At 70.8% G+C, this 24,477-nt stretch carries 22 protein-coding genes; 12 read left to right on the forward strand and 10 right to left on the reverse strand.

Going from position 1 to position 24,477, the window contains the following annotated elements; translation table 11 throughout:
* Positions 1–33 precede the first annotated feature (33 nt).
* The 6 genes from KBX46_RS04095 to KBX46_RS04120 all read right to left on the reverse strand — a co-directional run bounded on the left by KBX46_RS04095 (position 34) and on the right by KBX46_RS04120 (position 4,582).
* Positions 34–975, reverse strand: a complete 942-nt coding sequence (locus KBX46_RS04095) for a threonine/serine dehydratase (protein ID WP_210790995.1) — start codon at positions 973–975, stop codon at positions 34–36.
* A gap of 104 nt (positions 976–1,079) precedes the next feature.
* Positions 1,080–2,096: a hypothetical protein gene (locus tag KBX46_RS04100; protein ID WP_088952035.1), complete on the reverse strand. Its 1,017-nt coding sequence runs from the start codon at positions 2,094–2,096 to the stop codon at positions 1,080–1,082.
* A 143-nt stretch (positions 2,097–2,239) separates the two neighbouring features.
* The gene (locus tag KBX46_RS04105) at positions 2,240–2,734 is read right to left on the reverse strand and encodes a GNAT family N-acetyltransferase (RefSeq protein WP_210790997.1); all 495 of its coding nucleotides are present in this window, start codon (positions 2,732–2,734) and stop codon (positions 2,240–2,242) included.
* Positions 2,735–2,937: 203 nt separating this feature from the next.
* On the reverse strand, positions 2,938–3,192 hold the full coding sequence (locus KBX46_RS04110; RefSeq protein WP_007465523.1) for a Smr/MutS family protein: 255 nt from the start codon (positions 3,190–3,192) through the stop codon (positions 2,938–2,940).
* 138 nt (positions 3,193–3,330) lie between these two features.
* The gene (locus KBX46_RS04115) at positions 3,331–3,699 is read right to left on the reverse strand and encodes a M48 family metallopeptidase (RefSeq protein ID WP_210790999.1); all 369 of its coding nucleotides are present in this window, start codon (positions 3,697–3,699) and stop codon (positions 3,331–3,333) included.
* 112 nt (positions 3,700–3,811) lie between these two features.
* On the reverse strand, positions 3,812–4,582 hold the full coding sequence (locus KBX46_RS04120) for an ROK family protein (RefSeq protein ID WP_088950313.1): 771 nt from the start codon (positions 4,580–4,582) through the stop codon (positions 3,812–3,814).
* Between the two features lie 62 nt (positions 4,583–4,644).
* Between KBX46_RS04120 and KBX46_RS04125 the strand changes: the two genes are divergently transcribed.
* From KBX46_RS04125 to KBX46_RS04135, 3 genes are all read left to right on the forward strand, one after another.
* A complete protein-coding gene (locus KBX46_RS04125) occupies positions 4,645–6,282 on the forward strand; it encodes an ABC-F family ATP-binding cassette domain-containing protein (RefSeq protein ID WP_099848797.1) in 1,638 nt (545 codons plus the stop codon).
* A 38-nt stretch (positions 6,283–6,320) separates the two neighbouring features.
* Positions 6,321–6,629: a hypothetical protein gene (locus KBX46_RS04130; RefSeq protein ID WP_088950315.1), complete on the forward strand. Its 309-nt coding sequence runs from the start codon at positions 6,321–6,323 to the stop codon at positions 6,627–6,629.
* Positions 6,630–6,847: 218 nt separating this feature from the next.
* Positions 6,848–7,573 (forward strand): methyltransferase domain-containing protein, encoded by a 726-nt coding sequence (locus tag KBX46_RS04135; RefSeq protein ID WP_088950316.1) that lies wholly within the window; start codon positions 6,848–6,850, stop codon positions 7,571–7,573.
* Positions 7,574–7,588: 15 nt separating this feature from the next.
* Here KBX46_RS04135 and KBX46_RS04140 read toward each other — a convergent pair whose 3' ends face one another.
* Positions 7,589–8,596, reverse strand: a complete 1,008-nt coding sequence (locus KBX46_RS04140; protein WP_210791001.1) for a LacI family DNA-binding transcriptional regulator — start codon at positions 8,594–8,596, stop codon at positions 7,589–7,591.
* 146 nt (positions 8,597–8,742) lie between these two features.
* On the opposite strand from KBX46_RS04140, the gene KBX46_RS04145 reads away from it, so the two are divergent.
* From KBX46_RS04145 to KBX46_RS04165, 5 genes are read left to right on the forward strand one after another with little or no spacing between them, the layout of a single operon-like run.
* Positions 8,743–10,257, forward strand: coding sequence for an alpha-N-arabinofuranosidase (locus KBX46_RS04145; protein ID WP_088950318.1), 1,515 nt, complete (start codon positions 8,743–8,745; stop codon positions 10,255–10,257).
* 59 nt (positions 10,258–10,316) lie between these two features.
* Positions 10,317–11,648, forward strand: a complete 1,332-nt coding sequence (locus KBX46_RS04150) for an ABC transporter substrate-binding protein (protein ID WP_210791003.1) — start codon at positions 10,317–10,319, stop codon at positions 11,646–11,648.
* Between the two features lie 6 nt (positions 11,649–11,654).
* Positions 11,655–12,620 (forward strand): carbohydrate ABC transporter permease, encoded by a 966-nt coding sequence (locus KBX46_RS33080; protein ID WP_210791005.1) that lies wholly within the window; start codon positions 11,655–11,657, stop codon positions 12,618–12,620.
* Positions 12,621–12,630: 10 nt separating this feature from the next.
* Complete coding sequence (locus KBX46_RS04160) at positions 12,631–13,488, forward strand: carbohydrate ABC transporter permease (protein ID WP_172862114.1); 858 nt, start codon at positions 12,631–12,633, stop codon at positions 13,486–13,488.
* Positions 13,485–14,510: a glycoside hydrolase family 43 protein gene (locus tag KBX46_RS04165; protein WP_210791007.1), complete on the forward strand. Its 1,026-nt coding sequence runs from the start codon at positions 13,485–13,487 to the stop codon at positions 14,508–14,510. Before KBX46_RS04160 ends, KBX46_RS04165 begins: the two co-directional genes overlap by 4 nt.
* A gap of 50 nt (positions 14,511–14,560) precedes the next feature.
* Here KBX46_RS04165 and KBX46_RS04170 read toward each other — a convergent pair whose 3' ends face one another.
* On the reverse strand, positions 14,561–16,057 hold the full coding sequence (locus KBX46_RS04170) for an amino acid permease (protein WP_210791009.1): 1,497 nt from the start codon (positions 16,055–16,057) through the stop codon (positions 14,561–14,563).
* 206 nt (positions 16,058–16,263) lie between these two features.
* Here KBX46_RS04170 and KBX46_RS04175 point away from each other — a divergent pair, with 206 nt between their 5' ends.
* Positions 16,264–17,946, forward strand: a complete 1,683-nt coding sequence (locus tag KBX46_RS04175; RefSeq protein ID WP_210791011.1) for a glycoside hydrolase family 10 protein — start codon at positions 16,264–16,266, stop codon at positions 17,944–17,946.
* 107 nt (positions 17,947–18,053) lie between these two features.
* Positions 18,054–18,593, forward strand: coding sequence for a phospholipase (locus tag KBX46_RS04180; RefSeq protein ID WP_088950324.1), 540 nt, complete (start codon positions 18,054–18,056; stop codon positions 18,591–18,593).
* Positions 18,594–18,731: 138 nt separating this feature from the next.
* Here KBX46_RS04180 and KBX46_RS04185 read toward each other — a convergent pair whose 3' ends face one another.
* Together KBX46_RS04185 and KBX46_RS04190 are read right to left on the reverse strand one after the other, a co-directional pair.
* Positions 18,732–21,572 (reverse strand): adenylate/guanylate cyclase domain-containing protein, encoded by a 2,841-nt coding sequence (locus KBX46_RS04185; RefSeq protein ID WP_210791013.1) that lies wholly within the window; start codon positions 21,570–21,572, stop codon positions 18,732–18,734.
* A gap of 152 nt (positions 21,573–21,724) precedes the next feature.
* Positions 21,725–21,940, reverse strand: coding sequence for a zinc ribbon domain-containing protein (locus tag KBX46_RS04190; protein ID WP_088950326.1), 216 nt, complete (start codon positions 21,938–21,940; stop codon positions 21,725–21,727).
* Between the two features lie 55 nt (positions 21,941–21,995).
* Between KBX46_RS04190 and KBX46_RS04195 the strand changes: the two genes are divergently transcribed.
* Positions 21,996–23,354 (forward strand): lytic transglycosylase domain-containing protein, encoded by a 1,359-nt coding sequence (locus tag KBX46_RS04195; protein ID WP_210791015.1) that lies wholly within the window; start codon positions 21,996–21,998, stop codon positions 23,352–23,354.
* A gap of 75 nt (positions 23,355–23,429) precedes the next feature.
* Entirely contained in the window at positions 23,430–24,446 is a 1,017-nt protein-coding gene (locus KBX46_RS04200) for a GNAT family N-acetyltransferase (protein ID WP_210791434.1), read from the forward strand.
* The last annotated feature ends 31 nt before the right edge of the window (positions 24,447–24,477 follow it).

Here is a 24,477-nt window from a genome sequence, read left to right on the forward strand (position 1 = left end):
GTTCCTCCTCCGCCGGGCCGCCGCTCTTCGGCGTCAGTGCGGCGCGGCCGGGCCCAGGTCGCTGGGGTCGGTGTTGCCGCCACAGACGATCACTGCCACCCGCTCCCCCGCCTGCGGCACGTACGCGCCGCCGACCAGCGCGGCCAGCGCGGTGGCGCCACCGAACTCGGCGGCGACCCTCAGCTCCGACCAGAGCAGCCGACGCGCCCGCACCAGATCCTCGTCGCTGACCAGCACGGACACCACTCCGGTCCGGCTGGCGGTGTCGAACGCGATGTCGCCGATCCGGCGGGCGCCCAGCGAGTCCGTGGCGATACCGCCCACCTCGATGTCGACCGGTCCGCCCGCCTTCAGCGCGGAGTGCAGGGTGGGGATCTGCTCGGGCTCGACGGCGACGACACGTACCGACCCGTCGAACCAGCTCGCGATGCCGGACACCAGCCCGCCGCCGCCGACCGCCACCAGCACCGTGTCGATCCCGTCCACCTGCCGTTCCAGCTCCCGGCCGACGGTGCCCTGACCGGCCACCACCTCCGGCTGGTCGTACGCGTGCACGACCAACGCGCCGGTCTCGTCCGCCCGCTGGGTGCTCGCGGCCAACGCCTCGGCGTAGTGCTGGCCCACCTGGCGCACCTGGGCACCCAGCCCGGCGAGCCGCTGCACCTTGACCGGTGAGGAGGTCACCGGCACGAACACCTCCGCCGGCACGCCCAGCGACCGGGCCGCGTACGCGACCGCTAGGCCATGGTTTCCGCCGGACGCGGCGATCACCCCCGTCGGCGGCAGCGGCCCCTGGAGCATCCGGTTGAACGCGCCGCGCGGCTTGAAAGAGCCGGTGTGTTGGTGCAGCTCCAGCTTGAGGCTGAGCTGCCCGGGCACGCCCAGGTCGGCGCCGTCGACAGCGATGACCGGGGTTTCCCGCACCCGCCCCTGCACCAACGCGGCCGCCGCCTCGACGTCGCTTCTGTTCACCATGGGAAACGCCCTTCACTACGACCGTCGTCGGTGAGCCATCCTATGGAGCTTCGCCGGCCATCCTTCGCCGATGCCCTCTGCGACAGTGGCGGGGTCCGCCCACGTCAGCGCGGTGGATGGTCACCGCGGTCGGCGGCGCGCCGCAGCCGGCGGTGTTCGGCGGTCACCACCCCCAGCAGGGCCAGGTCGAGCGCGACCACGGCAACCGCACCGAACTGGTTGACAGTGAAGTTGAAAACCTGCCCGAACAGCAGGTTGACCAGCAGCGCGAGCTTGAAGAACCGGAACGCCTCGGGCCGGTTCGGGCGCAGCAGCCACGCCGCCCGCAGGCTGAGCACCGCCGTGACCAGCGCAGTGGCGGTGACACCGACCACCGCACCCCACTCGCGCTCCTGGTCCAGCTCTCCGGTCACACCGTCCAGCAGCACCGCCACCATGATCAGCACCGGCTCCACCACCAGGTAGGCCACCACCAGCCAGACCAGCCAGCGCTGCCTTGTCGCCCAGACGGCGAGATGCCGGAATCGGTCCGCCGCGCGCTGCCAGAACCGGACCGGGGACGGTTCCCGCCGAGGCACCGTGTCCAGCAACTGCTCCATGGCCGCCTCGGTGGCCGGCCCGGCACCCCGCACGAGACGCCGTACGTCCGCCCGGCGCCGGTCGGTCAGCCCGGCGGGCAGACCGCTGAGCACCATGTCCAGCGCGTTGGCGGTGCGCTCGGCCGAAGTCAGCCGGGACCGGCCGGTACGCCCGCGTACCGCCTGGGTGAGCAGGACGAGCAGGGCGAACGCGACGTAGATGATGGCGGCGGCCGGGGCGTAGAAGTAGTCGGTGCCGGTGGTGACGAACTTGCCCACCTCGTCGATGAACAGCCCGAACCCGACGCCGCCGACCACCGCCCCGGCGGTACGCGGCCATTCGCCGAGGAAGACCAGCGGGATCCCCAGGCCGACCGCGAGCAGCAGGCCGCCCCAGAGCACGTGCGCGATGTGCAGCCCACCGCCGCCGAGCTGCGGATAGTTGGTGGCCTCCAGGTATGCCCGCAAGGCCAGCACGGTGACCACGCCGGAGAGCACGAACGCCTGGAGGTGGGACGCCGCCTCAACCGCCCGGGTCGGCAGCCTGCGGGCCAGCCACCCGAATCCGGGGCGGCGGCGCGCCGGTCCACTTGACGTGCCCCGAAACCTGGTAGCCACGCGGATCCCTGCCCTCGTTACTGCTCGTCGCCGCCATCATCTCGCTCGGATGACCGAGACCGCAGTCGCTAATCCACTCTCTTACCGAGGGAAAGACCGGCGTCGGTGTAGCCGTGCCGGCTGTAGAAGCGCACGGCATCGACGTTGCGATGGTGGATGCCGGCCGACAAATACGTGATCCCCCGGCCGCTTGCCCACCGCTCGGCCGCCGCCAGCAACGCTGATCCGACGCCAAGTCCTCTGGCATCGGGCAGCACAACCGTGTGCACCTGGGCCGACGGCTCGGGGCGCAGGATCTGATGCTCGGGCGGGTCGGAATGCCGCAGCACCTCGACCATCCCGACGACCTGGCCGTCACGAGCCTCAGCAACGAGGACGCCATCTTGTCCGGCCTCGTCGGCCAGCACCGCGGTGAAGTGGCGCACTACCGCGTCACGCTGCGGAACGCGGTAAGTGGCGGCGTCGAGCGCAAGGTGCGCTTGAGCGTTGGACAGGCGCAACTCCACCAGCGAAGCAACGTCCGCCAAGCGCGCCGGCCGAACCGTCAGCGGTGACTCCTGCATCATCCCGATCCTAGGACCGACGCGGCCACTCAGGCGTCCCGGTCATGATCGCCAGGACTGGAAATGGCGCGTCGAACAGCCCGGGCTGCTTGGTCAGCAGGTCCAGTTCCGTGCGCCGGCCGATGAACATCGACTCTCCCGAAGCTAGATTGAATCTAGCTTCGGGAGCGGTCTATCTAAAGCACAGGCCGCTAATGCCGTCGCTACTTCCAGCGGAAGTGCACGAAGAGCCTGCCGAAGTTCTTCGAGTCCTTCTCCACGCGGTGGTAGAGCTGCTTGACGTCCTTCTGGTCGAGGAACCGCAGCACGCGCTTCTTGAGCTGACCGGACCCCTTGCCGGGGATGATCTCGACGAGGGTGGCCTTCTTCGCCACCGCCTCGTCCATGATCCCGCGCAGCGCACGGTCGATGTCCTGGCCCTTGTTGAAGATCTCGTGCAGGTCCAGCTTGAGCTTCATGCCGCAGTCCCCGGCCGGTCAGGTCCCATGTCCGCCATCCTAGGGCCCGTTTCACGAGGACCGGCCGGCCCGCGGCGGGCCCGGAACGACGGAGGGGCGGCCCCGGAGGACCGCCCCTGCCACGTCACCGTTCCACGCTCAGCGTGCGCCGCCCACCCGGGTCTCCACCCGCTCCAGCGCGATCCGGTAGTCGTCGTTGGTCGCGTACATCGCCGCGGCGATCCGCAGGTGCCGCAGCGCGTCGTTGTGCCGGTTGAGCCGCTCCAGCGTCCGACCGAGCACGTGGTGCGAGTAGTGGTCGCTCGGGTCCCGGTCGACCAGCTCCCGCAGGTGCTCCTCGGCGCGGTTGAGCTGCGCCGACTGGAAGTACGCCCGGGCCAGCAACTGCCGTACGGCCGTGTTGCCGGGTTCGGCGTCGATGATCGGCTCCAGCAGTCGGGCCGCTCCGCTCGGGTCACCGGTTTCGAAGAACATGGTCGCCCGCCGGTAGTCCGCCAGAAGATCCATCTGCCCTACCCCCTCGGGTCGCACCGTCACCTGTTCCGACGCTGGCACAACACCGGGCGTTTGGCGACTGTTCCCGGCAGTCGCGATCGGGTCAGTTGCGGCACCGACAAGGTCAGGTGCGGGCGTCCCGGCGGCCGACGGACAGCTCCCACGCGCGGACACCGCCGACGATCCCGGCGGTGTTCGGCACCACCACCACGTCGTCGCCCATCCGGGCCAGCTGCTCGGGCCTGATCAGCCGGGAGTTGCCCCCGCCCAGGTAGAGGCGGTCCCAGCGGAACACCGGGCGGAGCCCGTCGACCACCTGCCGGATCCGCCGGGACCAGAAGGCGTCGCCGAGCCGCCGGCGTTCCGGCTCACCCACATACGTGTCGTAGGTGGTGCCCCACCGCACGGGCGCGTGCGACAGCTCCAGGTGCGGTGCGAGCACCCCGCCGTCGAAGAGCGCGCTGCCCAGCCCGGTGCCCAGGGTCAGCACCAGCTCGCAGCCGGTGCCGGCGACCACCCCGGCGCCGTGCACCTCGGCGTCGTTGAGCACCAGCGCCGGCACTCCGAACGCGTCGGCCAGCGCGCCCCGCGCGTCCCAGCCGGACCACTCGGCGAGCAGGTCCGGGTCGACGCGACTGCGAGGGCCGCTGCGGGTCACGTAGTGCGGCGTGGCGACCACCACCCCGTGCCGGATCATTCCGGGTACGCCGACGGTCAGGCGGTCCGCCGTTGGCAGGCGCCCGCCCAGATCGAGCAGGGTCCGGACGAAGAGCTCAGGCGGCAACGGGTACGGCGTGGGCACCCGCAACGGCCGGGCCCGCATCGTTCCCGCCTCGTCGAGCACGGAGGCCTTGATGCCTCCGCCGCCGCAGTCGATCGCGAGTGTGGTCACCACGTCGTTGAGTCTGCCCGCTGCCGGCCGCTCGTATGCGCGGGGCCGGATAGGCTGCCGTCCTGATGAGCGCCACGATGATCGTCAAGGACCTGGCAGCCGGGCACGGCGACCGCCCGCTTTTCGCCGGATTGGACCTGGTGGTCGCCCCCGGTGACGTGATCGGCCTGGTCGGGCCGAACGGGGCCGGCAAGTCGACGCTGCTGCGTACCCTCGCCGGGTTGCTGCCGGTCGAGGCCGGCACCGTGCGACTCAGCCCGCCCTCCGCGAGCGTCGGGCACCTGCCGCAGGAGCCGGAACGGCGGCCGGGCGAGACGGTACGGGACTTCCTCGCCCGACGGACCGGGGTGACCGCCGCGCAGGCGGCGTTGGACGCGGCGACCGAGGCGTTGACCGCCGGGGCGGCGGGTGCTGACGATGCGTACGCCGACGCGCTGGAGCGCTGGCTCGCCCTCGGCGGCGCGGACCTGGACGAGCGCGCCGAGCAGGTGAGCGCCGACCTGGGGCTCGCGGTCGACCTGGACCACCCGACGACCGGGTTGTCCGGCGGTCAGGCGGCCCGGGCGGGGCTGGCGTCGCTGCTGCTCAGCCGCTACGACGTGTTCCTGCTCGACGAGCCGACCAACGACCTGGACCTGGCCGGGTTGGAGCGCCTGGAGGAGTTCGTCACGGGGCTGCGCGCCGGCACGGTGCTGGTCAGCCACGACCGCGAGTTCCTCACCCGCACGGTGACCCGGATCCTGGAGTTGGACCTGCCCCAGCAGCAGGTGCACCACTACGGCGGTGGCTACGCGGCCTACCTGGAGGAGCGCGAGGTGGCGCGCCGGCACGCCCGCGCCGACTTCGAGGAGTACGCCGACACCAAGGCCGGCCTGGAGGCGCGGGCCCGCACCCAGCGTGGGTGGATGGAGAAGGGCGTGAAGAACGCCCGCCGCAAGGCCACCGACAACGACAAGATCGGTCGCAAGTTCCGCAGTGAGTCGAGCGAGAAGCAGGCCGCGAAGGCCAAGCAGACCGAGCGGCTGATCGAACGGCTCGACGTGATCGAGGAGCCGCGCAAGGAATGGGAGCTGCGGATGGAGATCGCCGCCGCCCCCCGCGCCGGCGCCGTCGTGGCCACGCTGCGAGGTGCTGTGGTACGCCGAGGCGGGTTCACCCTCGGCCCGGTCGACCTCCAGATCGACTGGGCGGACCGGGTGGCGGTGACCGGGGCGAACGGCTCGGGCAAGTCCACCCTGCTGGCCGCGCTGCTGGGGCGGCTGCCGCTGGACGCGGGCACCGCCACACTCGGGCCCGGCGTCGTGATCGGCGAGGTGGACCAGGCCCGAGGGTTGTTCCTCGGCGACGCGCCGCTGATCGACGCGTTCCACGCGGCCGTACCCCACATGTCGCCGGCGGACGCGCGGACCCTGCTGGCCAAGTTCGGGCTGCGTTCGGCGCACGTGCCGCGACCGGCGGCCACCCTCTCCCCCGGTGAGCGGACCCGGGCGGCGCTGGCCCTGCTCCAGGGTCGGGGGGTCAACCTGCTGGTGCTGGACGAGCCCACCAACCACCTGGATCTGCCCGCCATCGAGCAGCTTGAGTCGGCGCTGGCCAGCTACCCCGGAACGCTGCTGCTGGTCACCCACGACCGGCGGATGCTGGCCGCGATCGAGACGAACCGGCGGCTCCGCGTCGACGGCGGGCGGATCGCCGAGGATTGATCCGTGCCGGCGGGCCAGCGCGGGGTGAGAATGACGCCATGCTCAAGTGGGAGTACGCCCTGCTGGTCCGCCGCCGCCAGGCCGCGACCAACGACCTCGGCTGGGAGGTCGTCTTCGTCTGGTACGGCCCGGACGGCTCGATGGTCGACGTGACGCCGTACGGCGACACTGCCCTGGCCCACCTGAACCGGGCCGGTGACCAGGGCTGGGAGTTGGTCGCGATGAGCGAGGACCCGTCCCTGCCCGGCAACAACGAGCTGCACCGCTATCACCTCAAGCGGCCGAAGCCGGCCGAGCCGCCACCCCGCCAACGGATGCGCGGCGGTCGCCGTACCCTCTCGGGCTGACTCGAGCCGGCTGGCCGGCTCGGCCCGTGCCGGCGGTGGCTCCTTCGAGCGTGATGCCACACAGTCATCTTGATGCCTGTGTGGCATCACGACGATTGCCGTCCTGCCCCGCATCCTGCGACACGCCCATGGCCCGCCGCGCCGGGGCAGGCGACGACGCGGACGAGCGGGGCATAACGGGCGCGATTGCGGGTATCGCGCGGCGGGAGGTGGCCCGAATGGTCGCTTTGGCACTGACTCCGCCCTCGGCCGACCGGCTGCGGGCGATCGACGATTCCCTCGCCCAGGCATGGGCGGACCAGGCTCGACACGACGACCGGCTGCGGGGCCTCGCCGTGGAGGTGCGGTTCGACCGGGGGGTGGCCCATCTCAGCGGAGACGTCGCCGAACCGAGCCAGTTACGGCTGGTACGGGACCTGGTGGGCCGGCTGGCCGGCGTCTACGGCATCTGGTGCCGGGTCGGCATCGGTGGGCGGGCGCCGGTGGTCGTGGACCTCGGTTGCGGGCCGACCAAACAGTGGTCGAGCAACCTGGGGCTGGACATCTATCCGGCGCCGGGGGTGAACGCGGTCGCGGACCTGTCCGGCTCGCTGCCACTCGCGGACAACTCGGTGGACGTCCTGTTCGCGGTGCACATCCTGGAGCACCTGATCGACTTCCTGCCGCTGGTGGACGAGTGTCACCGGGTGCTGCGGCCGGGTGGCGTGCTGCACGTGATGAGTCCCTGGTGGGGGCACGTGAACGCGGTGGCCGACCCGACCCACGTCCGGCTGATGGACGTGCAGACGTTCAAGGGGATCTGCCAGGGCCGCCCACCGGGCACCCCACGGTGGTATCCCCTGCACGCAGGCTGTGACGGCGCCTCGATCTTCGCCGACCTGACTCCGCTACCACCGGACGCCGACACCGCCCCGAAGTCCCACCTGGCCCGCTTCTTCGACTGACCGGCCCGGCGCTGGTTACGGGGTCCGGGTGGATTCGCGGATTTCCAGGCGGTAGGGGGCGGAGACCTCCTTCGCCGGGGCGGTGCGGTCGCCGTCCAGGCGGTTGGCGAGGAGTTCGACCGCCAGTTGGGCGATCTTCTCTTTGTCCGGGGCGACGGTGCTCAGGGTGGGGATGGAGAACCGGCCGTCCTCGATGTCGTCGAAGCCGACCACCGCCACGTCCTCGGGCACCCGCAGTCCCGCCTCGTGCAGGGCACGTAGGGCACCCAGGGCGAGCGTGTCGTTGAAGCAGAAGACGGCGTCGGGGCGTACGCCGGAGGTGAGCAGGCCCTGCATGGCGGCCGCACCGTCGGCGCGGTGCCAGGCCGACGCGGGCGCCACCAGGGCTTCGTCGTAGTCGAGCCCGGCGGCGCGCAGCGCGTCGGCGTAGCCGGCCAGGCGCAGCCGGGCGCTGGCGCCCTCGTCGGTGCGCTGGGAGCCGATTGCGGCGATCCGGCGGTGGCCGAGCTGGATCAGGTGAGCGGTGATCTCCCGGGCGGCGGTCACGTTGTCGATCACCACTCGGTCGGCGGGGCCGTGTTCGACCCGCTCGCCGAGCAGCACCATGGGTGTGCCGTCCAGGCCGGTCAGGTCCTCGGCGGTCAGCGCCAACGGGCTGAAGATGAGCCCGTCGATCAGGTGGTCGGTGATGCCGGAGGCGACCACCCGTTCCTGCTCGCGCCGACCGCCGGTCTGGTCGATCAGCACCGTCCAGCCGTAGGCGGCGGCGGCGTTGACCACGTAGCGGGCCAGCTCGGCGAAGTACGGGATGTCCAGTTCCGGAACGGCCAGCGCGATTACGCCGGTGCGGCCCTTGCGCAGGTGGCGGGCCGAGAGGTTGGGCCGGTAGTTGAGTTCGGCGATCGCCTCCTCGACGCGGGCACGGGTGTCCGGCCGAACGTGCACGTAGCCGTTGACGACGTTGGAGACGGTCTTCACCGACACCCCGGCCCGTTCAGCCACGTCCTTGAGCCTGTGTCGCACTCCGCAACCTCCCCGATGTAACCCAGCGCACCATACCTCGTCATCAGCCCTTTACAACGTTGCCTACAACGTTGTAGAAACGATGGACACCGGGTGAACGGTGACCGCGCTCACCCGGCATCGGCACGAGGAAAGGTGGCACCCCCTTGCGGACCGCGCAGCTGACGATCGACCCGGCCTTCTCCATCGGCCCGGCCGACCGACGCCTCTTCGGCTCATTCGTCGAGCACATGGGGCGGTGCGTCTACGGCGGCATCTACGAGCCCGGCCACCCCAGCGCCGACTCCCGGGGCCTGCGCCGCGACGTGCTGGACCTCACCCGTGAGCTGGGCGTCTCGGTGGTCCGCTACCCGGGCGGCAACTTCGTCTCCGGCTACCGCTGGGAGGACGGGGTCGGCCCCGTCGGCAACCGGCCCCGCCGACTCGACCTGGCCTGGAAGACGATCGAGACCAACGCGTTCGGGCTGGACGAGTTCATGACCTGGGCCGCCGAGGCCGGCGTCGAACCGATGATGGCGGTCAACCTCGGCACGCGTGGGGTCCAGGAGGCACTGGACCTGCTGGAGTACGCCAACCACCCGGGCGGCACGGAGCTCTCCGACCTGCGGCGCAAGCACGGCGCCGAGGACCCGTACGGGGTGCGGCTGTGGTGCCTGGGCAACGAGATGGACGGCCCGTGGCAGGTCGGCCACAAGACCGCCGACGAGTACGGCCGCGTCGCCGCCGAGGCCGCCCGCGCGATGAAGATGATCGACCCGTCGATCAGCCTGATCGCCTGCGGCAGCTCCAACCGGCGGATGCCCACCTTCGCCTCCTGGGAGGCGACGGTGCTGGAGCACACCTACGAGCACGTCGACTACATCTCGGCGCACACCTACTACGACCCGTCCGACGGCGACCAGGCCAGCATCCTGGCCTCGGCCGTCGACATGGACAACTTCATCACGGAGGTCGTCGCGACCGCCGACCACGTGGCCGCCAAGCAGCGGCACAAGCGCAAGCTGAAGATCTCCTTCGACGAGTGGAACGTCTGGTACGAGTCCCGCCTCCAGGCCGACCTGGACCGGCGCGGCTGGGTCGAGGCTCCGGCGCTGATCGAGGACGACTTCACAGCGGTCGACGCGGTGGTCGTCGGCGACCTGCTGATCACCCTGCTGCGCCACGCGGACCGGGTCGGGGTGGCCGCGCAGGCCCAGCTCGCCAACGTGATCGCGCCGATCCGCACCCGCAACGGCGGCCCGGCCTGGCGGCAGAGCATCTTCCACCCGTTCGCGCTGACCGCCCGGTACGCCCGGGGCACCGTGCTGCGCACCGACCCGGTGTCGCCGCGCTACGACACGAAGAAGTACGGGGACGTGCCGGTGCTCGACACCGTCGCCGTGCACGACGAGGAGACCGGCGAGTTGACCGTCTTCGCGGTCAACCGGGGCTCCACCGATCTCCCGCTGGAGATCGATCTGCGCGGGCTGCCGGGTATGTCCGGCCTGTCCTTCCAGAGCATCGCTGCCGGGTCTGACCCGTCGGCGACGAACACCGAGGCCGACCCCGACCGGGTGACGCCTCGGGACCTTCCCACCCCCACCCCCGACGGCGGCCGGTGCACAGTGCGCCTGCCCGCCGTGTCCTGGAGCGTGCTCCGCTTCGGCCCGGCCAACGCGTAGGTGCCACACCGGTTCTGAGCAGGCACAATTCATCCGTCCCCCACAAGGAGAGATAAAGCATGATCCAGAACGACATGAGCCGGCGTCGCCTGCTCGGCCTCGGTCTCGGACTCGGCGCCGCGGCCTCGCTGACCCTCGCGGGCTGCGGTGGCGGCGACGACAGCGCCTCCGGCCCGGCCGCGGGCAACGGGGGCAAGGAGTACACCGGCCCCAAGGTGGACCTGAAGCTGTGGAACGGCTTCACCGGCGGTGACGGCGAGATCTTCAAGGCGCTGGTCAACCAGTTCAACACCGAGCACAAGAACATCGCCGTGTCGGTGGCCACGTACCAGTGGGAGGACTACTACAACAAGCTCCCCGGCGCGGCCTCCAGCGGCAACGGCCCGGACATCGCGGTCATGCACATGGACCAGCTCGCCACCTTCGCCGCCCGCGGCGTGATCACCGAGCTGGACGACGTCGCCAAGAACCTGGAGCTCGCCGAGGGCGACTTCGCCCCCACCGTGTGGAAGGGCGGGCTCTACAACAACAAGCGGTACGGCATCCCGCTGGACATGCACCCGCTGGGCTTCTACTACAACAAGTCCGTCATGCAGAAGGCCGGCCTGGACCCGAACAAGCCCCCGACGACGAAGGACGACTACGTCGCCGCGCTGACCGAGCTGAAGAAGGCCGGCATCCAGGGCTTCTGGGTCAGCCCGTTCCAGTTCACCGGCGGCATGACCTTCTACTCGCTGCTCAACCAGTGGGGCGCCACCCTGTTCGACGCCGAGGTCGCCAAGGCCACCTTCAACTCGGACCCGGCGGTCGAGGCGTGCACCTGGCTGGTCGACATGATCAAGCAGGGCTTCTCTCCGGCCAACGTCGGTCAGGACGCCGACTACCTGTCGTTCAAGAGCGGCAAGAACGCCTTCACCTGGAACGGCATCTGGCAGATCAACGATCTGAAGAAGAGCCCCGAGGTGCAGTGGGGCGTCGCTCCGCTCCCCCAGATCGGCAGCAAGCCGGCGGCCTGGGCCAACTCGCACAACTTCACCATCGTCAAGCAGCGGGCCAACGACGCCAACAAGGTCTCCGGCGCCAAGGTCTTCATCAACTGGCTCAGCGAGCACTCACTGGACTGGGCGAAGGGCGGCCAGATCCCGGCCCGTAAGGCCGTCCGCGAGGGCGCCGAGTTCAAGGCGCTGCCGGAGATCTCGTCGCTCGCCCCCGAGCTGGAGTACGCGGCGTTCCCGCCGGCGGCCCCGGGTCTCGGCGAGGTCATGACCACCTTCTACAACTCCTTCAACGAGGCGGCGCTGGGCAAGAAGTCGCCCAAGCAGGCGCTGGACGACGGTGTGGCGAAGGCCAACAAGCAGCTCGAGGACAACCGCAAGAAGTACGGGAGCTGATAACCCGTGGCGGACGTGATCGAGGTCGGGGCGGCGCGCGGTGACGCGCCGCCCCCGGCGGCCAGGGCAGCCCGCCGGGCCGCCTCGGCGGGTCGGACCGGACGGGCGACGCCATATCTGTTCCTCGCCCCCTACCTGGTCCTGTTCGGGGTGTTCGGCCTGCTGCCGATCATCCTCGGCCTCTGGCTGAGCGTGCATCAGTGGGACTTCCAGCTGCCCAACCGGCCGTTCGTCGGGTTGGACAACTACAAGCAGCTCTTCTCCAGCGACTCCGCCGTCTACGGCGACTGGTGGCAGAGCATCCGGGCCACCGCGATCTTCACTGTGCTGTCGGTGCCGCTGCTGGTGGTCGTACCGCTGGGGTTGGCACTGCTGCTCAACCGGTCCTTCCCGGGCCGGACGTTCTTCCGGGCGATCTACTTCGCTCCGTACGTGCTGGGTGTCGCGGTGATCGGCCTGCTCTGGCGGTTCCTGCTCGACGCCAACCTGGGCCTGGTCAACCGGCTCCTCGGCGTGGTCGGGTTGCCGTCGGACACCCCCTGGGTGACCAACATGCCGTGGGCGTGGATCTCGCTGGTCGGGGTGACCGTCTGGTGGACCTCCGGCTTCAACGCGGTGATCTACCTGGCCGGCCTCCAGGACATCTCGCCGGAGCTGTACGAGGCGGCCCGGATGGACGGCGCGAACGCGTGGCAGCGGTTCCGCAACGTCACGCTGCCCGGGCTGCGGCCGGTGCTGCTCTTCGTGATCACGACGACCGTGCTCGCCTCGGCGAACATGTTCGGCCAGTCGTTCCTGATCACCCAGGGGACGCCCGGCACGGAGACCCGCACTGTGGTGTGGTTCATCGTCGAGGAGGGCCTGCGCAACAACAACGCTGGTCGGGCCGCCGCGATGAGCATCGTGTTCGCCCTGCTGCTGGCGGTCGTGAGCATCGCCAACTTCCGCCTCTTCCGCTACAAGGAAGACTGAGGGGACCGCCATGACGACGCCCACGCCGACCACCGACGGCTCCGCACCGGGGCTGCGCCGGGTCGGGCTCTACGCCACCCTGGTCGCCCTGGCCCTGATCTTCCTGGTCCCGCTGGTGTGGATGGTCATCACCTCACTGAAGACCTACACGGCCGCCCAGCAGATCCCACCGAGCTGGCTGCCGAACCCGCTCGCCGGTTACGGCTACGAGCAGATCCTCAACAACTCGGCGAACCCGGTGCTGCGCTGGTTCCTCAACAGCATGGTGGCCGCCACGCTGCACTCGGCGTTGGTGCTGGTGACCGCCTCGATGGCCGCGTACTCCCTGGCCCGGCTGAAGTTCCGGGGTCGTGGGGTGACCTTCGCACTGATCGTCGGGACGCTGTTCATCCCGCCGACCTCGCTGATCATCCCTAACTTCCTGATCGTCGACCAGCTCAACTGGATCGACACGCTCGCCGTGGTCGTGGTGCCCGGCGCGGCCAGCGCGTTCGGGGTGTTCTTCCTGCGGCAGTTCTTCCTCTCCCTGCCGAACGAGCTGGAGGAGGCCGCCACGCTGGACGGCGCCAACCAGTGGCAGATCTTCTACAAGGTGGTGCTGCCGCTGTCCAGGCCGGCGCTGGCCACCCTGGCCGTTTTGTCGTTCCTCACCAACTGGAACGACTTCCTCTGGCCGATCTTCGTGCTGTTCAGCCCGGAGAATCTCACCCTGCCGCCGGGCCTGGGCCTGCTCCAGGGCTCGTACGTCACCGACTACCCGGTGATCATGGCGGGCGCGGTGCTGGCCAGCCTGCCGGTGCTGATCCTCTTCGTGCTGGCCCAGCGGCACATCATCCAGGGTGTCTCCCGCAGCGGTCTGAAGGGATGACGCGTACGACCGCCCGGCGACGTGGCGCGGCGGCGAGCGTTCTCGCCGCCGCGTTGCTCGTCGCGGGCTGCTCCGACGGCACCGAACCCACCCCCACGAGCAGCGGGAGCGACTCCAGCGTGTTCACCAACCCGGTCGTGAAGACCGACGCCCCGGACCCGCAGGCGATCCAGGTGGGCGACACCTGGTACCTGTTCCACACCAACTCCGGCGGCCGCAACGTCCCGGTGCTCACCTCGACCGACCTGGTCGACTGGACCGAGGCCGGGGATGCCCTGCCGGGGATGCCGGACTGGGCGGACGCCGGGAAGACCTGGGCACCTGAGGCGATCCAGCTCGCACCGGAGGTGTTCCTGCTCTACTACACGGTCGCCGGCCGGGAGTCCGGCCGGCAGTGCGTCGGGCGGGCGGTGGCGAGCGCGCCGCAGGGGCCGTACTCCGACGACGCGGCCGGCCCGCTGATCTGCCAGGCCGACCTGGGCGGGGCGATCGACGCCAGCCCGTACCGGGACACCGACGGCAGCCTGTGGCTGCTGTGGAAGAACGACGGCAACGCGATCGGGGTGGACACCTGGCTCTGGTCGCAGCGCCTCGCCGACGACGGCCTGACCCTGGTCGGTGAGCCGACGAAGCTGCTGAAGCAGACCGAGCCGTGGGAGGGCACCCTGATCGAGGGGCCGTTCTTCCACCGTCAGGACGGTCGGTTGCTGCTCTTCTTCGCCGCCAACGCGTACGACCGGGCCGAGTACGCCGAGGGCTACGCGGTCTGCGAGGGCCCGACCGGCCCGTGCGTGAAGGCAGGCGAGAACCCGATCCTGAAGAGCAACGAGGCGGCCTCGGGCCCCGGCCACGCGTCGATGGTGGTCAAGGATGGGCGGACCTGGCTGCTGTACCACGCCTGGCCGCCGGGCCAGGAGGGCAGCACCGACCCGGGCCGGCAGGTGTGGCTCGACGAGGTGACCTGGGCCGACGGCAAGCCGGTCGTCAAGGGCCCGACGGCCGCGCCGCAATCCCGCCCCTGAGCTGGCCGTGCGGAAGGGTCCCGAAGCTGGGGCCCTTCCGCACGTGTCGGTCAGGCGGTCGGTTCGCGGGGGGCCGGGGCAACCGCCGGTTCGTGCTGGGCCAGCCGGTTGCGGCGGTGGCCGTAGCCGAAGTAGATGATCGCGCCGAGCAGCATCCAGGCCAGGAACCGCAGCCAGGTCTCCACCGACAGGTTGAGCATCAGATAGAAGCAGGCCAGCGCGGAGACGATCGGCAGCACCGGGGAGAACGGCACCCGGAACGGCCGCTCCAGGTCGGGGCGCTTGCGACGCAGGATCGGCACCGCGACCGACACGAGCACGAACGCGCAGAGCGCGCCGATGCTGACCAGGTCGGCCAACGCGGACAGCGGCAGGAAACCGGCCAGCAACGCGACTGCCACCGTCATGATCGCGGAGATCCGGTACGGGGTGCCCCAGCGCGGGTGCACCTTCGCGATCGAGGGCGGGATCAGCCCGTCCCGGGCGATGGCGAACCCGATCCGGCCCATCGCCACCAGGTCGACGAGGATGACGCTGGTCAGGCCGGCGACCGCGGCGATGGAGACCAGCACCGCCGCCCAGCCCGCGCCGACCGACTCGAACGCCGACGCGATAGGGGCACCCCGGTCGATCTCGGTGTACGGCACCATCCCGACCACCACGAGCGAGACACCGATGTAGAGCACTGTGGAGATCAGCAGCGTGCCGAGCAGACCCAGGGTGAGGTCCCGCTTGGGCTTCCGGGTCTCCTCACCCAGGTTGGCCACGGCCTCGAAGCCGGTGTACGCGAAGAAGACCACTGCGGCGGCGCTGAGCACCCCGACGAAGCCGAAGACCGACGGCTCCAGCCCGAAGAGCGCCTGCGTGACCGGCTGCTTGATGCCGTCGTCGCCGCTGCCGGCGGGCTCGGCCGGTGGGATGAACGGGGTGAGGTTGGCGGCCTTGACGAAGAAGAGGCCGGCGACCACCACGAAGACGCAGATGGCCACCTTGACCAGCACCAGCAGGTTGGTGATCCGGGCGGATTCCCGGATGCCGACGATCGCGACGATGCCGAGGATCAGCACGATGGCGATGGCACCGATGTTGACAGTGCTGCCCTCCTCGCCGAACCAGCGGGTCGGCAGGTCGAGCAGTTCGGCCAGGTAGCCGGACCAGCCGCGGGCCACCACGGCGGCGCCGAGCGCGAACTCCAGCAGCAGGTCCCAGCCGATGATCCAGGCGACGATCTCGCCCATCGTGGCGTACGCGTAGGTGTAGGCGCTGCCGGCGGTCGGCACGCTGGAGGCCAGCTCGGCGTAGCAGAGTGCGGCCAGCAGGGCGACCATGCCTGCGATGGCGAAGGAGATCACCACGCCCGGACCGGCGCTGTCGCGGGCCTCGATTCCGGTGAGGGTGAAGATGCCGGTGCCGATCACGATGCCGATGCCGAAGCCGGTGAGGTCGATCGCACCGAGCCGCCTCTTCAGCCCCAGCTGGCCGTCGCTGCCGTCCGCCTCACCTTGAGCTATCACGTCCTTGATCGGTTTTGTGCGCAGCACGGACATGCGCTCACCCCTCCCACCACCGTGCGACCACCCCCGTGGCGGCCGGTGACCGGCGTTGCTACCCAGCGACGGGAATGGTCAACCACGAGCCCTTGCGGTAACGGCCCGACTGTGAAAATTTCCTACCAGCGGTAGATAGCCGTCGGCGAATCTTGCCGAGGGTGCCGCGCTCATCACACGGGAGCCCCAACGGAGGGACACACCGCATGAAGCCAACTCGCCTCGCAGCCGCCGGGCTGATCACCACCCTGCTCGGCAGCCTCGTCGCCGCCGCCCCCGCGAACGCGGCGCCCGACACGGCCAGCGCCACCAGCACCTCCAGCACCAGTTGCACCACCGACCCCGCCACACCGAAGCGACAGTTCCGGGCCATGTGGATCTCGTCGGTGGTCAACATCGACTGGCCCAGCAAGGCGTCCCAGACCAGCCCGGACCGGGTCGCCGCCCAGCAGGCCGAATATCGGGAACTGCTCGACCTCGCCGAGCGACTGAACCACAACGCCGTCGTGGTGCAGGTCCGGCCGACCGCCGACGCGCTCTGGCCGTCGCCGTACGAGCCCTGGTCGGAATACCTGACCGGCACCCGTGGGCAGGACCCGGGCTGGGACCCGCTGGCGTTCCTGGTCGACGAATCACACAAGCGCAACCTGGAATTCCACGCGTGGTTCAACCCGTACCGCGTCTCCATGCCGGCCCCCGGCGGCGCCGGCGCGGACCTCAACCTGCTCGCCCCCGGCCACCCGGCCCGGCAGCACCCCGACTGGACCTTCGCCTACCCGCCGGCCGGCGTGGCCGGCAGCCGGCTCTACTACAACCCCGGAATTCCCGAGGTACGTGAGTTCGTGCAGACCGCGATGATGGACGCGGTCAGCCGGTACGACGTCGACGGCGTGCACTTCGACGACTACTTCTACCCCTACCCCAGTGGCAGCTACCAGGTGCCCGACGACGCCGCCTTCGCCGCACACAACCGTGGCTTCACCGACCGGGCGGACTGGCGGCGGGACAACATCAACCTGCTGATCCAGGAGATGAACGGCAAGATCAAGGCGGCGAAGCCGTGGGTGAAGTTCGGGGTCAGCCCGTTCGGCATCTGGCGCAACCAGACCGCCGACCCGCTCGGCTCGGACACCACCGGCAGCCAGTCGTACGACATCATCTCCGCCGACACCCGCAAGTGGGTCAAGCAGGAGTGGATCGACTACGTGGTGCCGCAGCTCTACTGGTACATCGGCCAGTACCCGGCCGCCGACTACGCGCGGCTCGTCCCGTGGTGGGCCGAGACGGTGCGCGGCACCCGCGTGCAGCTCTACATCGGTCAGGCCGACTACAAGAGCGGCGACCCCGCGTACGGGCCGTTCTGGCAGAACCCGCGCGAGCTGTCCGACCACCTGACGCTCAACCGGTCGTACCCGGAGGTGCAGGGCAACGTGCACTTCTCCGCCGTCCAGGTGCGGGCCAACCGCCTCGGCGCCACCGACATCTACGCGGCCGAGCACTACTCCCGGCCCGCGCTGGTGCCGGCCATGACGCACCTGCCGGCCAAGCCACTGCTCTTCCCGGTGGTCACCAAGGCGGCCCGACAGGCAGACGGAGTACGGCTGACCTGGCGCCAGCCGGCGGACGGCGCCGGGCCGTTCGGCACCGCCACCTCGTACGCGATCTACCGTTTCGACGGCACCACAGTGCCCGGCCGGTGTGGCACGGCGGACGCCGCGCACCTGGTCGACACCGTCCGGGCCACGCCCGGCGGGGCACAGTCCTGGGTGGACACCTCGGCCGTGCCCGGTAAGCGCTACACCTACCAGGTGACCGCGCTGGACCGGTCGGCCAACGAGAGCCCGGCCAGCCCGCCGGCATTCGTCTGTTTGAACGCATGTCACCAATAGTTGGCGAGGCACATACCGAGCAGTTGATCAGTTGATCGAAACTGATCGACATCCGGTGACCCGCCGGTAACTTCCGTCCCACCCGCCCACCCCCGCGGAGGTAACCCGTGCCCCGACGTCTCGCCACCCTGTTCGCCTCGGGCGCGCTCGCGCTGCTCGCCACCCTCGCCATCGCCTCCCCCGCCGCCGCCGTCACCCCCGCGCAGAAGCTGTCCGTGCTGTCCAGTTGGACGCAGACCAGCGCGTCCAGCTACAACGCCTGGAACAGCGCCCGGGTCAACCGGGCCCCCTGGGCCGAGTACAACTTCAACTGGTCCACCGACTACTGCTCGTCCAGCCCGGACAACCCGCTCGGGTTCACCTTCAACCTGGGCTGCTACCGGCACGACTTCGGCTACCGCAACTACAAGGCGGTCGGCCAGTTCCCCGCCAACAAGTCCCGACTGGACAGCGCGTTCTACGAGGACCTGAAGCGCGTCTGCACCACGTACAACGCAGTCGTCCGACCGGCCTGCTACAGCCTGGCCTGGACCTACTACCAGGCGGTCAGCGTCTTCGGTTCCGTGGCGGCCGTACAGCAGGCCGACATCGACCGCGCCGCGAAAATGAAGGCCAAGGCCGAAGCCGCAGCCGCAGCCCGCGCCTAACCCCCTAACCCCACCCCAACTCCCTTGGCGGCGTTGATCAAGAGGTTTCGGTCACCGGGAGCCTGTTTCCTGACGCAAATCTCTTGATCAACAAAGCTGAGGGGTGGGGGTGGGCCGCAGTGGGTGGGGTCGGGTTGGTTAGGCGCGTTCGGTTCGGGTTGCCGGGTGGCGGTCCGGGTCGACGGGACGGCGGGGGGTTGGCTGGGACAGGCCGGTGCTGAAGCGGGTCGAGTCGGCCGCCAGGTCCGGGTGTTCCACGTCGAGGGCCAGCGCCGCCGCCTCGTCCAGCCCCAACTCGGCACCCTCGCCGTACGCGTCGTCGAAGGCCGCGTCGCCCAGCACCGTACGCAGCTGCGCCTGCTGCTCCGCCCAGTAGCCGCCGTAGATGCCCGGGGTCGCCCGCATGCTCGCCCGGGTGGCCTGCGCCGCCCCGAACAGGCGAGCCGCGGTCAACCGGTCCCCGCCGATGGCGCAGCGCACCGCGACCGCGTTCAACGTGTCGCACGCCCGGCCGTGGTAGCCGTGACCCATCCGGGAACGCAACGCCACCAGCAGGTGCTCGTGTGCGGCGACGACGTCGCCCCGGGCCAGCGCGACCATCCCGAGCAGCATGTCCACCGAACGCCGACCCCGCTCCACAGGCCGGGCCGCCTCCACCGGGCGGACTGCCCCGAGCAGGTCGGCCGCCTCCTCCAGGGCACCCCGCCGCCACAGCAGCTCGGCCAGGCTGAACACCGCGAACAGCGCTTCGCCGACCACGTCCTGCCCGTGCGCCCAGTCGATGACCTCCCGGCACACCCGCTCGGCCTCGACGAACTGCCCCATGTCCACCAGTGGCGCGGCCCTGCCGGCGAGCACCCGAGCCAGCAACCCGGCGTCACCGGCCTGACGGGCGGCTGCCTCCGCGCGCTGTGAGTAGCGCAGCTCCTCCGCGAACTCGCCGTCGGCGCCGGCGTGCAGCGAGTGCATGTGGTACGCCGCCGCCAGCTCCGCCTCCGGGATCCGCTCGCCCGTTTCGGCGATCCGCCCGTACAGCCGGAACAACCACAGCCGCCCCTCCCGGGCCAGGCCCCGCTCAAGCCACCACTGGTCCAGGCCACCAGCCAGACCCAGACCGGCACGGGCACTGCCACCGGTGGCGCACCACCGCAGCGCGGCGCGCAACTCCCCGGCCAACGGGTCCAGGGCGTACAACGACAACGTGACGGGCCGGCCGTCCTGGCCCAGGTGTGCCTGGCCCAGCGCATGCGCCGACCAGGCCACGTGCCGGTTTCGGGCGGCCTGCTCCTCACCCGCCTCGGCCAACCGCCGCGCCGCGTACGCCCGGATGGGGTCGAGCATCCGGTAGGTGCTGCCCGCCGCACGCGGCTCGGCCAGGACCATCGATTTGTCCACCAGCACCGACAGCGGGTCCAGCGGGTCGTCGCCCAGCAGCCACTCCACCGTGCCGAGGTCAACGGGCCCGGCGAAGACCGCCAGCCAGCGCAGCAGGCGGGCGGCCCGGGGCCCCAGCGTCCGGTACGACCAGGTGACGGTGGCCTGCATGGTCAGGTGCCGCTCGGTGGCCGAGCGATGCACCGCCCTGGTCGCCGGGCTGGGCGGTGTCGCGCCGGCCGCCGCCGCGACCAGGTCCACGGTGTCCTGCTGGTTGCCGGACCAGCCCCGCTCCACCGGCGGCGGCTCCGGGTCGTCCCGGCCGGCGTCCAAGGTGCCGAGCACGTCGTCCAGTCGCTCGGCGAGCTGGCCGACGGAGAGCACCCGCAGTCGGGCTGCGGCCAACTCGATGGCGAGCGGCAACCCGTCGAGCCGCTGCACCACCCGGCGCAGATCGGCCGACTCGGCCGGATCCGGCTGCCGGCCGCCGCGCGCCGCCGCCGTCCGGTCCAGCAGGAGCGCCACCGCGTCGCTCTCCGCGCCGTCCGGCCGTGGGTCGACCGAGAGAGGCGGGATCCGCCACACCACCTCGCCCGGCAGGCTGAACGACTCCCGACTGGTGGCCAGCACCCGTACGCCGCTCCCACCGGACAGCAGCCGCGCGATCACCTCCGCGCAGGCGGCCGGTTGGGTGTCGCAGGTGTCCAGTACGACCAGCATGCGGCGGTTGGCCGCGTACTCGACCAAGGTGTCCAGCATCGGCCGGCCCGGCTCGGGTCGCAGGCCGAGCACCGCGGCGACCGCGAACGCCACCAGCCCCGGGTCGGTCACCGCGGCGATGTCGACGAACCAGACCCCGTCCGGGTACGCCTCGACGACGCCGCTGGCCAGCTCCACAGCGAGGCGGGTCTTGCCCGCGCCGCCCGCCCCCAGCACGGTGACCAGGCGGTGTTGTCGCACCAACAGGCCCAGCTCGACGCGCTCGGTCTGCCGACCGACGAACGAGGTCACCTGGGTCGGCAGGTTGTGCGGCACCGTGTCGGCGGTGCGGGGCCGGGGGAACTGCCGCTCCAGGCCCGGTGCGATGAGTTGGAACAGCCGCTCCCGGTCGTCGAAGCCGCGCAACCGGTGCAGGCCCAGGTCGAGCAGGGTCGCACCGGGCGGCAACGGCTCGGCCCGACGGGCGGTGGACGCCGAGCAGAGCACCTGCCCACCGTGGGCGGCGGCGGCCACGCGGGCGGCCCGGTGCACCTCGGGGCTGGCGTACTCGCCGTCGCGCGGCTCGGCGTAACCGGTGTGCAGGCCCATCCGCACCCTGGGTGCGGCTTCCGCTGTGGGCCAGTCGTGGTTGGACAATGCCCGTTGGGCGGTCAGGCAGGCGGTCAGCGCCGCCGCCGGGTCCTCGAAGGCCAGGAAGAACGAGTCGCCCTCGGTCAGCAGCTCCGCGCCACCCGTGCTGGCCAGCGTCCGGCGCAGCAACCGCCGATGCTCAGCGAGCACCGGTCGGTAGTCCGGACCGAGCAGTTGGGCCAGCCGGGTCGAGCCCTCGATATCGGTGAACACGAAAGTCACCCAACCGCTCGGGAGCTGGATCCGTGGCGACATGCGTGGAACCTCCGCCCGTGACGTCGGATTCATGCTGCCTGAATCCGAGCGATCACGCATCGTGAGAACGGCCGGGCAGGTGCCGCCTCAAGGTGCCACTCGGACCCGCTCCCGGCAAGGACTGTCCACCAGGCGGCGGAGAACTGCCCCGATCAGCAGCCGCAGGCGCCACCGCAGCAGCCACCACCGGCGGGTGCCGGAGCACCACCGGCGGAACCACCCCGGCCGGTGACCGCGACGGCGGAAAGCAGCTTGACCGTGTCGGCGTGTCCCTGTGGGCAGGTGGCCGGCTCACCGGCCGCAGCCATCGAACGGTTGACCTCGAAGGTGTCTCCGCAGGCGCGGCAGCGGAACTCGTACCGTGGCATGGCACCCAGCGTACGTGGATCTGGCATTCGGCGGGGCATGGGTGATACTCGAAGGGTGGTGGACGGTGAGGACGACACGCGTGTGCAACCGTTACGACCGGCCGCGCCGCTGGACGGCCCACTGGAGGGCTCGGGGGCCGCGCCCGATCCGGTGCGCGCGGTGCCCCGTCCCCGCAGGCCCTGGCTGAGCGGACGGTCCGGGGCTGGGCCGACCACACCAGCGGCCACACCCACACCGACCGCCCCCGACCCGGCCGCGAAGGTCGAGGCCACCACGGTCGCGGACCCGAAGACCGCAACCCCGAAGACCGCAACCCCGAAGACAGCGGACGCCATGGTGGAGGACGCGAAGGCGGACGCCGTGGCCGACGATGCGAAGGCCGCCGCCGTGGCCACCGCGGATCCGGCGAAGACCATGGTGGACGGCGTACCCGTCGTACCGGCGTCCGATCCCGCCCGGCGGCGGCGGGTGCCGTTCGCGCACGCAATACGGCTGGAGCCACGCCGGGCAGCGGCCTCCGCGGCCCACGCGACCCGCGCCTGGGCTCGTCGGCCGAGCGGTCGACTCACCCTGCCCGGTGTGTTCCTGCTGGCGCTGGTGGCCGCGACCGCGGCGGCCGGTGCGCTGCTCGTGCCGGCCACCATCCGCGCACCACGCCCGGTCGCGGCCGACTCCTCCGCCACGCCGGCCGTACCGCCAGCGGCGCCGTCCGGCTTCCCCACCGGCCCGCTGCCCACCGGACCGGTGCCGACCGGCCCGCTGCCCAGCGGTGGGCTGCCCGGTGGCGGCCTCCCCGGCAGTGGGCTGCAGACCGGGCCCGCCATCGGCCCGGTGGTCGGGGGTCGACCCTCGGACGCTCTGGCCGGTTGGGCTCAGCAGGTCGGTGCCAAGGTCGGTGTCCCCGCGACCGCCATGCAGGCGTACGGGTACGCCGAGCTGGTGCTCGCCCAGACCAACCGCAGCTGCGCGTTGAGCTGGACCACGCTGGCCGCGATCGGCAAGGTCGAGTCGGGGCACGGCTCGGCCAACGGCGCGCGGTTGGGGCCGGACGGCATGGCGCTGCCGAAGATCATCGGGCTGCCTCTGGACGGCAAGGACGGCCGAATGCGGATCATCGACACCGACCGTGGGGCGCTCGACGGAGACCCGGACCTCGACAAGGCGATCGGACCGATGCAGTTCATCCCGACCACCTGGCAGGAGATCGGCGCGGACGCCGACAACGACGGCAAGAAGGACCCGCACGACCTGGACGACGCCGCCCTGGCAGCGGGAAACTACCTCTGCAAGGGTGGCCGGAACCTGAGCATTCCGGGCGACTGGTGGAACGCGATCCTCTCCTACAACGACGTGCGGCGCTACGCCCAGGACGTCTTCGACACCGCGAACCAGTACGGACGGGCCAGCCGCTAGTGAAGTGATCGTCTCGATACGTTGGAGAACTGGACACTTCCCCCCGGCCTCTGTTAGCGGCAAGCTAGACAGGTGATGGTGCGCGAGTGGGACCCCAGGACCGCGTCGTCCGCCGAGATCGCGTCGCTGCTGGCGACGCTGAACGCGGTCCTGGCGGCCGATCTGCCGCAGGACCCGCCGTGGCGGGAGACCTCGCTGCGGGAATACCTCGCCGAGGTGATGCCCGGCGAGCGGCGGATCTCCTGGATCGCCCAGGCTGAGCCGACCGACCCCGGCGACCCGGGCGCGGTGCTCGGCCAGGTGCACGTGCTGCTCCTCGGTGACATCGGCGTGCTCGAGGTCCTGGTGCACCCGTCCGTGCGGCGCAGCGGTCTCGGTCGTGACCTGGTGATGCGCGCCGCCCGCCGGGTCTACCAGGAGGGCTTCCAGTCGATCGGGGTGGAGGTGGTCGGCGACACGCCGGCAGTGGCCTTCTACGAGTCGCTCGGCTTCGCCCGGGAATACGTGGAGACCCGCAGCGTGCTCGACCTGACCGCTGTCGACTGGGCCGAGCTGGCCGGGATGGCGACCGGCATCGGGGCGGGTTACCACCTGGAGTTCTTCCCCGGCGGGCCACCGGATGACCTGATCGAGGCGTACGCGCGGGCGAAGGCCGAGGTGCGCGACGTCGATGACGGTGAGCTGCGCCCCAGCTCCTACGATCCGGAGCGGCTGCGCGACAGCCTCGACACCCTGCACCGGCGGGGCATGAAGCCGTACATCGTGCTCGCCCGGCACGAGCAGAGCGGCGAGGTGGCCGGCCTTACCGAGGTGGTGGTCCCGGCGCAGCACCCCACCCGTGCCGACCAGTACGACACGATCGTCGCGCAGGACCACCGGGGCTACGGCATCGATCGGGCGATCAAGGCTCGGATGCTGCTGGAGCTGCGCTCCGCCGAGCCGGAGCTGATCGAGGTGCAGACCTGGAACGCGCAGGCCAACGAGGCGATGTTGAAGGTCAACGCGGAGTTGGGTTACCGGTCCGACCGGGACTGGTGCGAATACAGCGTGGACGTCGCTGAGCTGGTGCACCGCCTCGACCCACCCCGCTGAGGGAATTCACGAAACTGTCCACTTGGGGATG

The organism is Micromonospora sp. C81 (assembly GCF_018070425.1).
In the GTDB taxonomy this organism is placed as follows: domain Bacteria; phylum Actinomycetota; class Actinomycetes; order Mycobacteriales; family Micromonosporaceae; genus Micromonospora; species Micromonospora zamorensis.

Coding starts and splice junctions, on each gene's coding strand:
- KBX46_RS04095 (WP_210790995.1), bottom strand. CDS start 975: ATGGTGAACAGAAGCGACGTCGAGGCGGCGGCCGCGTTGGTGCAGGGG.
- KBX46_RS04105 (WP_210790997.1), bottom strand. CDS start 2,734: ATGCAGGAGTCACCGCTGACGGTTCGGCCGGCGCGCTTGGCGGACGTT.
- KBX46_RS04110 (WP_007465523.1), bottom strand. CDS start 3,192: ATGAAGCTCAAGCTGGACCTGCACGAGATCTTCAACAAGGGCCAGGAC.
- KBX46_RS04115 (WP_210790999.1), bottom strand. CDS start 3,699: ATGGATCTTCTGGCGGACTACCGGCGGGCGACCATGTTCTTCGAAACC.
- KBX46_RS04125 (WP_099848797.1), top strand. CDS start 4,645: ATGAGCGCCACGATGATCGTCAAGGACCTGGCAGCCGGGCACGGCGAC.
- KBX46_RS04130 (WP_088950315.1), top strand. CDS start 6,321: ATGCTCAAGTGGGAGTACGCCCTGCTGGTCCGCCGCCGCCAGGCCGCG.
- KBX46_RS04135 (WP_088950316.1), top strand. CDS start 6,848: ATGGTCGCTTTGGCACTGACTCCGCCCTCGGCCGACCGGCTGCGGGCG.
- KBX46_RS04150 (WP_210791003.1), top strand. CDS start 10,317: ATGATCCAGAACGACATGAGCCGGCGTCGCCTGCTCGGCCTCGGTCTC.
- KBX46_RS04160 (WP_172862114.1), top strand. CDS start 12,631: ATGACGACGCCCACGCCGACCACCGACGGCTCCGCACCGGGGCTGCGC.
- KBX46_RS04165 (WP_210791007.1), top strand. CDS start 13,485: ATGACGCGTACGACCGCCCGGCGACGTGGCGCGGCGGCGAGCGTTCTC.
- KBX46_RS04170 (WP_210791009.1), bottom strand. CDS start 16,057: ATGTCCGTGCTGCGCACAAAACCGATCAAGGACGTGATAGCTCAAGGT.
- KBX46_RS04175 (WP_210791011.1), top strand. CDS start 16,264: ATGAAGCCAACTCGCCTCGCAGCCGCCGGGCTGATCACCACCCTGCTC.
- KBX46_RS04185 (WP_210791013.1), bottom strand. CDS start 21,572: ATGTCGCCACGGATCCAGCTCCCGAGCGGTTGGGTGACTTTCGTGTTC.
- KBX46_RS04190 (WP_088950326.1), bottom strand. CDS start 21,940: ATGCCACGGTACGAGTTCCGCTGCCGCGCCTGCGGAGACACCTTCGAG.
- KBX46_RS04200 (WP_210791434.1), top strand. CDS start 23,430: ATGGTGCGCGAGTGGGACCCCAGGACCGCGTCGTCCGCCGAGATCGCG.